12 protein-coding genes are annotated in these 12545 nt (G+C 59.9%); 7 read left to right on the forward strand and 5 right to left on the reverse strand.

What is annotated here, in order from left to right:
* Positions 1-33: 33 nt before the first annotated feature.
* Positions 34-1187 (forward strand): IS3 family transposase gene (locus tag LOY43_RS18385; RefSeq protein WP_320413737.1). Its coding sequence is split into 2 segments (ribosomal slippage): positions 34-307 and positions 307-1187, totalling 1155 coding nucleotides; the frame shifts between segments, so codons are not numbered across the junction.
* A gap of 444 nt (positions 1188-1631) precedes the next feature.
* Here LOY43_RS18385 and LOY43_RS18390 read toward each other — a convergent pair.
* From LOY43_RS18390 to LOY43_RS18405, 4 genes are read right to left on the reverse strand one after another with little or no spacing between them, the layout of a single operon-like run.
* Positions 1632-2945: a sensor histidine kinase gene (locus LOY43_RS18390; protein WP_220556547.1), complete on the reverse strand. Its 1314-nt coding sequence runs from the start codon at positions 2943-2945 to the stop codon at positions 1632-1634.
* Entirely contained in the window at positions 2942-3610 is a 669-nt protein-coding gene (locus LOY43_RS18395; RefSeq protein WP_038362523.1) for a response regulator transcription factor, read from the reverse strand. The genes LOY43_RS18390 and LOY43_RS18395 overlap by 4 nt, the downstream gene beginning before the upstream one ends.
* 3 nt (positions 3611-3613) lie before the next feature.
* A complete protein-coding gene (locus LOY43_RS18400; RefSeq protein WP_095050577.1) occupies positions 3614-3925 on the reverse strand; it encodes a PepSY domain-containing protein in 312 nt (103 codons plus the stop codon).
* Positions 3925-4233, reverse strand: coding sequence for a PepSY domain-containing protein (locus LOY43_RS18405; RefSeq protein ID WP_095050576.1), 309 nt, complete (start codon positions 4231-4233; stop codon positions 3925-3927). The genes LOY43_RS18400 and LOY43_RS18405 overlap by 1 nt, the downstream gene beginning before the upstream one ends.
* 186 nt (positions 4234-4419) lie before the next feature.
* On the opposite strand from LOY43_RS18405, the gene LOY43_RS18410 reads away from it, so the two are divergent.
* From LOY43_RS18410 to codA, 5 genes are all read left to right on the forward strand, one after another.
* Positions 4420-5499, forward strand: a complete 1080-nt coding sequence (locus LOY43_RS18410; RefSeq protein ID WP_095124414.1) for a hypothetical protein — start codon at positions 4420-4422, stop codon at positions 5497-5499.
* 85 nt (positions 5500-5584) lie between these two features.
* A complete protein-coding gene (queD, locus tag LOY43_RS18415; protein WP_007915588.1) occupies positions 5585-5941 on the forward strand; it encodes a 6-carboxytetrahydropterin synthase QueD in 357 nt (118 codons plus the stop codon).
* A 199-nt stretch (positions 5942-6140) separates the two neighbouring features.
* The gene (locus tag LOY43_RS18420) at positions 6141-6953 is read left to right on the forward strand and encodes an alpha/beta fold hydrolase (RefSeq protein ID WP_095050574.1); all 813 of its coding nucleotides are present in this window, start codon (positions 6141-6143) and stop codon (positions 6951-6953) included.
* A gap of 298 nt (positions 6954-7251) precedes the next feature.
* Entirely contained in the window at positions 7252-8523 is a 1272-nt protein-coding gene (gene codB, locus LOY43_RS18425; protein WP_095124413.1) for a cytosine permease, read from the forward strand.
* A 14-nt stretch (positions 8524-8537) separates the two neighbouring features.
* On the forward strand, positions 8538-9785 hold the full coding sequence (gene codA / locus LOY43_RS18430; RefSeq protein WP_095050572.1) for a cytosine deaminase: 1248 nt from the start codon (positions 8538-8540) through the stop codon (positions 9783-9785).
* Positions 9786-10049: 264 nt separating this feature from the next.
* Here the strand turns inward: codA and LOY43_RS18435 are convergent, their stop codons facing one another.
* On the reverse strand, positions 10050-11030 hold the full coding sequence (locus tag LOY43_RS18435) for a diaminopimelate epimerase (protein WP_258708517.1): 981 nt from the start codon (positions 11028-11030) through the stop codon (positions 10050-10052).
* 283 nt (positions 11031-11313) lie between these two features.
* Between LOY43_RS18435 and LOY43_RS18440 the strand changes: the two genes are divergently transcribed.
* Positions 11314-12465 (forward strand): MFS transporter, encoded by a 1152-nt coding sequence (locus LOY43_RS18440; RefSeq protein WP_093433835.1) that lies wholly within the window; start codon positions 11314-11316, stop codon positions 12463-12465.
* Positions 12466-12545 lie beyond the last annotated feature (80 nt).

The following is a 12545-nucleotide window of genomic DNA, read 5'->3' on the forward strand; positions in this document are numbered from 1 at the left end:
ACACCCCTAAAGGGCGTTAATCTACGCCCAACGATGAGGTGTGATTTGACCAGACGATATTTTTCAACAGATTTCAAACGGGATGCGGCTTGCCTGGTTTTGGATAAAGACTATTCGGTGAGTGAAGCCTGTGAAGCAATGGGCGTGGGCCCTACAGCTCTGCGCCGCTGGGTTGAACAACTGCGTGCGGAGCGCAGCGGCAAGACGCCTGAGAAGTCCAAGGCCATGACCGTTGACCAACAACGCATCCAAGAACTGGAAGCAACAATTCGACGGATTGAGCGCGAGAAGGAAATTTTAAAAAAGGCTACAGCTCTCTTGATGTCGGATTCCCTCGATCGGTAAGGCTGGTCGAGGAGTTAAGCGAGCAATATCCAAGATCCGAGTTGTGTGGCGTGTTTGGCATCAACCGCAGCAGTTATTACGAGCGTCTGAAACAGCGGGCGAAAGTGCATGTCGGGCGCGATCGCCTAAAGATCAAGGCTGCCGAATTACATGAGCAAAGTCGCGGCTCAATGGGCGCGCGCAGCCTGTCAAAAGCGCTGTGTAACGAAAAAGAGTCGGTAGGTCGTTACATGGCTCGTAGCCTGATGCGCGAGCTCGGTTTGAAGAGCCAGCAACGGCGCAGGCATCGGTACAAACCCAGCGGTGCGGAGGCGCAATACGCCCCCAATCATTTGGAGCGTAAATTCAATGTCGAGGCCCCCAATCGAGTGTGGTGTGGCGACGTGACTTACATTTGGGCCGGTACTTACTGGGTTTATCTGGCTGCTGTACTTGATCTGCATGCCCGCCGCATCGTCGGCTGGGCGATGTCCAGAAGTCCGGATTCAGCTCTGACCTGTCGAGCGTTAAAGATGGCTTTCGAGTCGCGAGGACGCCCTGAAAACCTAATGTTCCATTCGGATCAGGGCTGTCATTACAGCAGTAAAGTGTTTCGTGAAACGCTGGCGGACATGCGCATAAAACAAAGCATGAGTCGACGGGGAAACTGCTGGGATAACGCTCCGATGGAACGTTTCTTTGGCAGTTTGAAATCTGAATGGATACCCAAGGCTGGTTACCGAAACGAAGACGAAGCCAGCACCGATGTGTTGCGCTACCTGACCCACTATTACAATCGGATCAGGCTGCACAGTTACAACGGATATCGGACTCCGGTAGCAATGGAAGCCTTGGCAGCATGAGAAATGACCTAAACCCTATAACCGTGTCCAGTATCGTTTGACCAGATCACTCACCCTAGCCCTCTCCCCCCAAGGGGGGCGAGGGGGAAAGGGAGCCGATCTTCATGTCATTCAAAACCTGAGTTCGGCTCGGTATTTCAGATCACGGAAGGCTTTCAAAACCTGAGTTCGACTCGATATCTCCGGTCCAGGGAAGGCTTTCAAAACCTGAGTTCGACTCGATATCTCCGGTCCAGTGAAGGCTTTCAAAACCTGAGTTCGACCCGATATCTCCGGTCCCGGGAAGGCTTTCAAAACCTGAGTTCGGCTCGATATCTCCGGTCCCGGGAAGGCTTTCGGAACCTGAGTTCGGCTCGGTATCTCACGTCGGTGTACCTCGAACAAACACCTCGGTCAGTCCCCTCTCCCTCTGGGAGAGGGTTAGGGTGAGGGGCTTTTAGAGGCTCACCGCCGAGGCAACTCGATCACCACTTTCAACCCGCCCCACTCACTCTCGCCCAACACCAGCAACCCGCCCCACGTATCGACGATGTCGCGCACAATCCCCAGCCCCAACCCATGCCCGTGGGTCTGCTCATCCAGCCGCGTACCGCGACTGAATACCTGAGCGCGCTGTTCCTCGGGAATCCCCGGGCCGTCATCTTCCACGCTCAGGGCGAATCCATCCGTACGTTCAATCACACTCAGACGCACCTCGGCGTCCGCCCACTTGCAGGCGTTATCCAGAAGATTCCCCAACAGTTCAAGCAAATCCTCGCGATCCCACGGCAGTTGCAACCCCGCTGGCGCGACATAACTCAGCGCCAAATGCTCGCCATGAATCATATTCAACGTCGCCAACAACCCCGGCAGCTCCGCATCGCAATCAAACAGCGCCCCCGGCAATGCATCACCGGACAGCCGCGCACGGTTCAACTCGCGATTGAGCCGTTGCTGCACCTGCTCCAGCTGTTCCTTGAGCACCTTGCGCAACTCGGGATGCGCATCGAGTTTTTCACTGGCGGCCAGGCTCAACAACACCGCCAAAGGCGTTTTCAATGCATGCCCGAGATTGCCCAAGGCATTGCGTGAACGCTTGAGGCTGTCTTCAGTGTGCGCGAGCAAATGGTTGATCTGCGCCACCAGCGGTTCCAGTTCCACCGGCACCTGATCATCGAGTTGCGAACGCTGGCCCTGCTGCAATTGCGCGATCTGCTCACGAGCCCTTTCCAGCGGTTTCAGCGCGCGGCGCACGGTCAATCGCTGCAAGAACAGAATCAGTAACAATGCCGCCAGACCGAGGCCGAGGCCGATCTGGCGCATGCGCTGAAAGCTCTCGCGCACGGGGGTGTAATCCTGCGCGACGCTGATCGAAATCGATTGGCCCAGGCGCCGATAATCCGAGCGCAGCACCAGCAACTGCTGACCGTCCGGCCCCAATTGCAGATTGCTGTGCAACCCGGGATGGTCGAGCAGCGGCAGGTCCTGATCCCACAACGAGCGTGAACGCCAGTGGCTGTCGGCAAAATCGATACGGAAGTAGTGCCCGGAAAACGGCCGCTGGTAGGCCGGGGACAGATGTCTTTCATCCAGTTGCAGCCCTTGTGGGCCACGGACCAGCGCCACCAATAGGCTCTCGCTGTCGTTGCGCAGGCCGGCTTCGAGGTAGCGCTGCAAACCCACTTCGAACAACCACAGACTGGTTTGCGCCACCACCACACCGACGACCACCATCACGCTGATCAAACCCAGGCTCAAGCGGCGCTGGATCGACCTCACGAAGCCTGCCCGCCGAACAGGTAACCCTGGCCGCGACGGGTTTCTATCACGCTTTTGCCGAGCTTGCGCCGCAGGTGATTGACGTGCACTTCGAGGACGTTGGAATCGCGCTCGGTTTCACCGTCGTAGAGGTGTTCGGCGAGATGGCTTTTGGAGAGAATCTGCTCCGGGTGCAGCATGAAATAACGCAGCAGACGGAACTCGGCGGCAGTCAGTTGAATATCGGCGCCGTCGCGCACCACGCATTGCCGACCCTCGTCCAGATGCAGACCGGCCGCCTGCAATGTCGGCTGATTGGCCTGGCCTTTGGAGCGGCGCAGCAGCGATTGAATGCGCAACTGCAGCTCTTCGGGGTGGAACGGTTTGGTCAGGTAATCATCGGCGCCGGCCTTCAGACCTTCGATGCGCTCGGCCCAGGAATCACGCGCGGTGAGAATCAATACCGGAATCGCCAGACCGCCGGCGCGCCACTGCGCCAACACCTCAAGCCCCGGCACACCCGGCAGGCCGAGGTCGAGAATGATCAGGTCATAGGGCTCGCTACTGCCCTGATACAACGCATCACGACCGTCCGCCAGCCAATCGACCGCGTAACCTTGTCGTTGCAGGCTGGCGAGCAATTCGTCGGCCAGCGGTACGTGGTCTTCCACCAAAAGCAAACGCATCGATCAATCTTCCTTGTCTTTCACAAGTTCGCCGGTATCGGCCTTCAAGTGCAGCTCACGGGCGACACCTTCGACGGTCAGCAACTCGACTTCATAAATATAGACGTCGTGTTTTTCTTCCAGCTCGACTTCCAGCAGTTTTGCGCCGGGATAGCGATCCAGCGCCTGCTGCAGCACTTGCTCCAGCGGCAGGATCACGCCCTTCTCACGCAGACTCAGGGCTTCGTCCTGATCGAGGTCACGTGCCATCGCGGCCGAGCAGAAAATCACCAGCGCCAATGCCGTACGGCTGGTGGCGCGAACATTAACCTTCATTACTTATCCTGATGATCCTTGAGAACCTGCCCAGTCACCGCGTCTAATTCCAGATCCCAATCGACGCCCTGCGGATCGCGCATTTCGATCTGGTAGCTGTACTTGCCGTACTCTTCTTCCAGCTCGGTTTCAGTGATCGTCGAACCCGGGTGTTTGGCCAACGCGGTGGCGTTGAGCTTCTCGAAGGAGACGATAGTACCAGCGTCGCGCAGACGCAGGGCTTCGTCAGGGCCGAGATCGCGGGCATGGGCAAGGCTGGCAGTGAAACCGATAATCGAGGCAATGGACAGGGCAGTCAGGGTTTTCATGGTGTCTCCATATTTTTATGTGTTGCATACGGTGGGCACCTTAGCGGGATGAACTTAACTGAAACTGAATTGCCATCATTGCTCCCGCTCAATACATATCCCCGTGTAGGAGCTGCCGAAGGCTGCTCCTACAGGATTTTGTAACATGTGCTTATAATTGTTCGCTTGCTAACGATCGAGACCGGTATGACCGCCATCCACATCAAATTCCCCGCCCTCACCCTCAAAGCCGGCCCACGCGCCATGGCGCGCATTCGTGCCCAAGGCTTGAATGCCGCCGACGTCGGCACCCTGCCCGGCGCTGCCGGTGGGCCGAAGGCGTTGGGGATTCAGGGGCTGGATCTGGCGCTGTTCGGTGAATGGCTGCCCAGCGCGCCGCGCGAGCGTTCGCTGATCGGCGCCTCGGTCGGTTCCTGGCGCTTCGCCAGTGCCTGCCTGCCGGACGCCGCCGAAGGCCTCCGGCGTCTCGGCCATCTGTACGCCGAGCAGAACTTCAACAAAGGCGTGACCATGGCCGAGATCAGTCAGAGCTCGCAGCGCATGCTCCATGACCTGCTCGACGGCCGCGACGCGAGCATCCTCGACAACGCGCATTACCGCCTGAACATCATGGTGGTGAAAAGTCAGGGGCGCCTGGCTGATGACCATCGCGGTCGCCTGGGTCTGGCGCTGGGTTCGGTGATCGCCGACAACTTGCGCGGCCGCGCGCGCCTGTCGCGACACTTCGAACGCTTGATCATCCACGACCCACGCCTGGCCCCGCCGGTGAATGCGCTGAACGACTTCCCGTCGCGCTTCGTCGCCCTGAATGCCAGCAACCTGCGTCAGGCCTTGCTCGCCTCGGGTTCGATCCCGATGGTCATGGAAGGTGTACGGGATTTGCCGGGCGCCGGTGCTGGCACTTTCCGCGATGGTGGTCTGCTCGATTATCACCTCGACCTGCCCTACAGCGGTGACGGCATCGTGCTCTATCCGCACTTCACCGACCGGGTCATTCCGGGCTGGTTCGACAAGACCCTGCCGTGGCGCAAGGCCTCGGTGGAGCGCTTGCAGGACGTGCTGCTGCTCGCGCCGTCGAAGGAATATCTGGCGCGCCTGCCCTACGGCAAATTGCCTGACCGCAACGACTTCAAGCGCTTTATGGGCGATGCAGCGAGCCGGCAGAAATACTGGCACGCAGCGATGGACGAGAGCCGCCGCTTGGGCGATGAATTTCTTGAACTGACTGCCAATGGTCGCCTCGCCGAGCGCTTGCTGACCCTTTAGTCAGCACGGTCAAACACAAGCTGATAAACTCGCCGCCTGCCCGAATCGCTGCGGCGAACGCCATCTGAACAGAGCCGAAAATACTGTGGAAATCTTCAAGGAATTTACTTTCGAATCCGCCCACCGCCTGCCGCACGTCCCGGACGGCCACAAGTGCGGGCGTCTGCACGGTCACTCGTTCAAAGTGGCGCTTCACCTCAGCGGCGACCTCGATCCGCACACCGGCTGGATCCGCGACTTCTCTGAAATCAAGGCGATCTTCAAGCCGCTGTACGAGCGTCTCGATCACAACTACCTGAACGACATTCCCGGTCTGGAAAACCCGACCAGCGAAGTACTGGCCAAATTCATCTGGAATGAAATGAAGCCGTTGCTGCCGGAACTGAGCGCGATCCGTATTCACGAGACCTGCACCAGCGGTTGCATCTATCGCGGTGAGTAACTTCTGAACCCAGATACTCCTGTGGGAGCGAGCCTGCTTGCGAAAGCGGTGTGTCAGCCGACATTGATATCGACTGACACACCGCTTTCGCGAGCAGGCTCGCTCCCACAAGGAAACAGTGATTTGCCATAGAACAGCCTTCACGGCTGTTTTTTTACGCCTATGCTTTTTGGCTCCCACCCGCCAAGAGGACAGGCCCATGACAGACTGGCTGCTGGATCAGGTCTTTGACTTCAACGGCCGACAGGTCCGCTATGCCGTGCGCGGCGATGGCCCGCCGCTGGTGTTCGTGCATGGCACGCCGTTTTCGTCATACGTGTGGCATCGGATCGCACCGCACTTTTTCGCCACGCATCGGGTGCATTACTTCGATCTGCTGGGCTACGGGCGCTCCGAGCAACCGGACGCCGATGTCTCCCTCGGTGTGCAAAATCACCTGCTGACGCAACTGCTCGATCACTGGAATCTGCAACGCCCTGACGTCGTCGCCCACGACTTCGGCGGCGCCACCGTGCTGCGCGCACATCTGCTCAACGGCAGGGATTACCGCAGCCTGACCCTGATTGATCCGGTCGCGCTGACACCATGGGGTTCGCCATTCGTGCAGCATGTGCGTCAGCATGAAGCGGCGTTTAGTGGCATCCCCGACTACATTCAGCGCGCCATCGTGCCGACCTATATTCGCGGGGCGATTCACCGGGATATCCCCGACGACGAACTCGCACCCTATGTGCAGCCGTGGCTTGGCGATCCGGGGCAAGCGGCGTTCTATCGGCAGATTGCGCAGATGGATGAGCGCTATACCCGAGAAGCAGAAAGCCTGTATCCAACGATCCGCTGCCCGGTACAGATTCTCTGGGGCGAGCAGGATCAGTGGATTCCCATCGAGCGTGGCCGCGCGTTACATCAAATGATCCCGGGGTCACGATTCCACCCGATTGCCAACGCCGGACACCTCGTCCAGGAAGACGCCCCCGAAGCCATCGTCGCCGCCCTGCTGCGCTTCCTCTGACCTTGATCGTTCCCACGCTCTGCGTGGGAATGCCTCAACGGACGCTCCGCGTTCGGCTTTGAAGTGGGGCGCGGAGCGTCCCGGGCAGCATTCCCACGCAGAGCTTGGGAACGATCAAAAACAAGATCAAAAGATCGCAGCCTTCGGCAGCTCCTACATTGGGGCTCCGGTGTATTCAGGTGCACTGTTTTCGCGCTTGCCGACGCGACTCGTCTATACATAACCCGCGCCATCCGGCATTTGGCACGACCACTGCAACCCTCCCCCGCGTCTCCTCCACTCCAGCAAGGACCGCCCCATGACGCAGAACGATCCCGGCAACGATTACCCCCTCAGCGAAGTCCCCATGCATGCACGCAAAGGCCTGGCCTCGACGGCGATGGTGCTGCTCGGTTTCACATTTTTCACCGCGACCATGTTTGCCGGCGGTAAGCTCGGCGTGGCGTTCAGTTTCGCCGAGATGATGGCGGTGATCGTCGTCGGCAATTTGTTACTCGGTTTGTATGCGGCGGGCCTGGGTTACATCGCCTTCAAAAGCGGCCTCAATTCAGTGCTGATGGGGCGCTTCTGCTTCGGCGAAGTTGGCAGCAAGCTCAGCGACCTGATCCTCGGTTTCACCCAGATCGGCTGGTACGCCTGGGGCACGGCGACGGCTGCCGTGGTGATCGGTAAATATTTCAATCTCGACGAAAGTACGGTGCTCGGCCTGATGGTCCTGTTCGGTCTGCTGTTCTGCGCCACGGCCTACGTCGGTTATCGCGGACTGGAGATTCTGTCTTACATCGCGGTGCCGGCGATGATGTTGCTACTGATGCTGTCGATGTGGGTGGCGACGGTGAAAGTCGGCGGTTTCGAAGGTTTGCTCAGCGTCGTCCCGACAGGTTCGCTGGACTGGTCGACGGCGATTACTCTGGTGTTCGGCACCTTCGTCAGCGGCGCCACGCAGGCGACCAACTGGACACGCTTCTCGCGCTCGGCGCGGGTGGCGGTGCTGGCCAGCCTGATCGGTTTCTTCATCGGCAATGGCCTAATGGTGCTGATCGGTGCGTATGGCGCCATCGTCTACCAACAACCCGACGTGGTTGAAGTGCTGCTGTTACAAGGTTTCGCCATGGCCGCGATGGCCATGTTGTTGCTGAACATCTGGAGCACCCAGGACAATACCATCTACAACTTCGCCGTCGCTGGTTGCAATCTGCTGCGCACCGGCCGACGTAAAACCGTGACCCTCGCCGGTGCGGTGATCGGCACTCTGCTCGCACTGCTGGGCATGTACGACATGCTGGTGCCTTACCTGATTCTGCTCGGCACGGTGATTCCGCCGATTGGCGGGGTGATCATGGCGGACTTCTTCTTCCGTTGGCGCGGGCGTTATCCGCGCCTGGCCGACGCACGGTTACCGGCGTTCAACTGGCCGGGACTCGGGGCCTATGCGGTCGGCACCGTCGCCGCGTTCAGCTCGCCGTGGGTCGCGCCGCTGGTAGGGATCGCTGCTGCCGCGCTAACGTATGTCATCGTCACCGGCGTACTCGGCGCTCGCAGCGCGACCGCGCCACTACAAGACTTATAAAAAGGACTCGCCTGATGCACATCATCAACGCCCGTTTGCGCAACCAGGAAGGTTTGCACGAATTGCACCTTGAAGACGGTCTGATCCGCAGCATCGCCCGGCAGACCGAAGCGCCGACCCTTGGCCCGGATGACCTCGATGCCGGCGGCAATCTGGTGGTGCCGCCCTTCGTCGAACCGCACATTCACCTCGACGCCACGCTGACCGCTGGCGAGCCGCGCTGGAACATGAGCGGCACATTGTTCGAAGGCATCGAGTGCTGGGGCGAGCGCAAGGTCACCATCACCGAAGAAGACACCAAGACCCGCGCGAAGAAAACCATTCAGGCCCTGGCCGCCCACGGCATCCAGCACGTGCGCACCCACGTCGACGTCACCGACCCGCAACTCACCGCGCTCAAAGCCATGCTCGAAGTGCGCGAGGAGAGCCGTCACCTTATCGACCTGCAAATCGTCGCGTTCCCGCAGGAAGGCATCGAGTCGTTCCGCAATGGCCGCGAGCTGATGGAAGAGGCGATTCGCATGGGCGCCGACGTGGTCGGCGGGATTCCGCATTTCGAATACACCCGCGATCAGGGCGTGAGTTCGGTGAAGTTCCTGATGGACCTGGCCGAGCGCACCGGTTGCCTGGTCGACGTGCATTGCGACGAGACCGACGACCCGCATTCGCGCTTCCTCGAAGTGCTCGCCGAAGAAGCGCGCAGCCGCGACATGGGCGCGCTGGTCACCGCTAGCCACACCACGGCGATGGGTTCCTACGACAACGCCTACTGCGCCAAACTGTTCCGTTTACTCGGCCACTCCGGGATCAGTTTTGTCTCCTGCCCGACCGAGAGCATTCACCTGCAAGGGCGCTTCGACAACTTTCCCAAACGCCGTGGCGTGACCCGCGTGAATGAGCTGCTCGAAGCCGGCATGAACGTGTGTTTCGGTCAGGATTCCATCGTCGACCCGTGGTATCCGCTGGGCAACGGCAACATTCTGCGAGTGCTTGAGGCGGGGCTGCATATTTGCCACATGCTCGGTTACCGCAACCTGCAAAGTGCGCTGGATCTGGTCACCGACAACAGCGCCAAAGCCATGCACTTGGGTGAGCGTTACGGCCTGGAACAGGGGCGTCCGGCGAATCTGCTGATTCTGTCGGCGGACAGCGATTACGAGGTAATTCGTAGTCAGGGGCTGCCGTTGTATTCGATTCGTGGCGGCAAGGTGTTGATGAAGCGGCAGATGCCGGTGGTGGAATTCAGTACCGCGCTGAGCTGAGACTTGTGTTGAGGCCGATGGCCCCATCGCTGGCAAGCCAGACTCCCACAGGGTTTGATGCTGAACACAAAACTGAGTACAGCCACTATCCACTGTAGGAGTGAGCCTGCTCGCGATAGCGGTGTATCAAGCGATATTATGTTGAATGTATTTCCGCTATCGCGAGCAGGCTCACTCCTACAGGGTTATGTGCTTGAACATACTATTTGTGTTCACCACAAAACCCTGTGGGAGTCTGGCTTGCCAGCGATGGCGGTTTTGAATTCAGCCCATCAACCGCGCCGTACCAAACAATCTGACCCGCACTAATTCTCCGTCCGCCTCTTCCAGCAAAATCGGCGCCGTGCCACCGGGCATGACCACTTGCACTTCTCCCGCCGCGACCCAACCCACTCGCCACGCCGCGCAAGCCACCGCACTGGCGCTGGTCCCGGATGAAGCCGTCGGCCCTTCGCCACGCTCGAACACCCGGGCGAGGATTCGCTGCGGCGACTCCAGCACCGCCCATTGCAGATTGACGCCCGCCGGGCACGGATCACCGCCACCGGTGGGCATGGCGTAGGCGATTGCAGTCAACCCTTCGCTCAGGGGGGATTCACGCATCGGCTCGTTGCTCGGCAACGCCGCTTCGTCGGCGAGCAGGGTTACGCAATGCGGGTTGCCGATGCGCACGAACTGGCTGTGCGCCCACTCGCAATCAAGTTGTGCCAAGGGCGCGACGTGGCTCACGTCCCGACCGTTGAACTGAAGGCTCTCAACCACCTGCGCGCCCACGGCATCCGGCCCGAATCGCGGTTGGCCGAGATCAAGCCAGAAACCTTCAACGCCTTCGACTTCGGCCGGTTTCACCGAGGTCTCCACCGCGTCACCCTTGTCGTGATGCACGCGCACCAACGCACCCTCCTCCGGCATCAAGCCTTGCTCGGTCAGCGCCTGCGAGAAAATCGTCAGGCCGTTGCCACTGCGCTCGGCGAGGGTGCCGTCGGTGTTGACGATCAGCACGTCGAATGGCGGCGACGTCTGGAACGGTCCGATCAGCAGGCCGTCGCTGCGGTGGGATTTGCTGTTCGCCGGGCGCTGGCCTTCGGGCCAGTCACAGCAGAGTTTGATTGCAGCCGCGCTCCAGGACTGACGCGACGAGGCGCATTCGGTGGCGCCGGATGGCAAATCGATGCCCGCCTCGCGTAATTCGGTGGGCGAGATCACGCCATAGATATTGCCGCGTGCATCGTAGAATTGCGTCATCAGTGTTTGCCCCTGTCGCCGAAGAAGGCCACTGTAAAACGCAATCCCTTGTGGGAGCGAGCTTGCTCGCGAATGCAGTGTGTCAGTCGATATATTTTTCAGCTGACACTGCGCCTGCGCGAGCAGGCTCGCTCCCACAGGGGGATGTCCATGACCGCTTATTGGTGAGTCTCTGTTCCCACAGGGTAGGATGTTGTCTGTACTTCCCCGAATGGCCGGCGATCGAACCTCGTCGCTGAATCAATGTCCTTCGGGGACGCGAAGTTTTTTGCCAAGGATCGATATGACCAGCCTCAACCCCCAAGACACTTTCGTCCCCGGACGCCTGCAACAGATGTCCACGCGCATCGCCTTTTTCATCGCTGGGCTCGGCATCGCCGCGTGGGCGCCCTTGGTGCCGTACGCCAAGGCCCGCGCCGGACTGGATGAAGGCACGTTGGGCTTGCTGCTGTTGTGCTTGGGGGTCGGTTCGATTCTGGCGATGCCGCTAGCGGGGATTCTGGCCACACGGTTTGGCTGTCGGCGCGTCGCTACCGGCGGCACCTTGTTGATCTGCGCGGCGCTGCCGTTGCTGGCTACGGTGTCGTCGATACCGGCGTTGATCGCCACGCTGTTCATGTTCGGCGCCGGCCTCGGCACGGTGGATTCGACGGTAAACCTGCAAGCGGTGATCGTCGAGCGCGCCAGCGGCAAGAACATGATGTCGGGTTTCCACGGCTTGTTCAGTCTCGGCGGGATTGTCGGCGCGGCGGGTGTCAGTGCCTTGCTCGGCCTGGGTTTGACGCCACTGGCCGCCATGCTGGTGGTGGTCGTCGTGCTGATCGCGGCGCTGTTCAAGTGCGTGCCGCACATGTTGCCCTACGGCAGTGAAAGCTCTGGACCGGCATTCGCCATCCCTCATGGCATCGTGCTGTTTATCGGCGGGATGTGCTTCATCGTGTTCCTGACTGAAGGCGCGGCGCTGGACTGGAGTGCGGTGTTTCTGGCGCAGGAACGCGGGATCGACACGGCGTACGCAGGGCTGGGTTATGCGGCGTTTGCATTGACCATGACGGCCGGACGTTTAATGGGTGACCGGATTGTGCGGATGGTCGGTGCAACGCGGATCATTTTGTTTGGTGGTCTGTTAGCAGCGGCCGGCCTGTTTCTGGCGACATTCGCGCCAAGCTGGGAAGCGGCGCTGGTCGGTTACGCGTTGGTCGGCGCTGGTTGCTCGAACATCGTGCCAGTGCTGTACACGGCAGTGGGCAAGCAGACGGTGATGCCGGAAAGCATCGCGGTGCCGGCCATTACCACGCTGGGTTATGCAGGGATTCTGGCGGGGCCGGCGGTGATCGGCTTTGTAGCGCATGCCAGCAGTTTGAGTTTTGCCTTTGGCTTGATGGCGGTGCTGTTGGTGGCAGTGGCCATCGGCGGCAAAGTCCTGAAAGTCTGAAGCAAAAGATCGCAGCCTGCGGCAGCTCCTACAGGAACGCATTCCAATGTAGGAGCTGCCGCAGGCTGCGATCTTTTGAT

This window comes from Pseudomonas sp. B21-041, from assembly GCF_024748675.1.
Taxonomy (GTDB): Bacteria; Pseudomonadota; Gammaproteobacteria; order Pseudomonadales; family Pseudomonadaceae; genus Aquipseudomonas; species Aquipseudomonas neuropathica.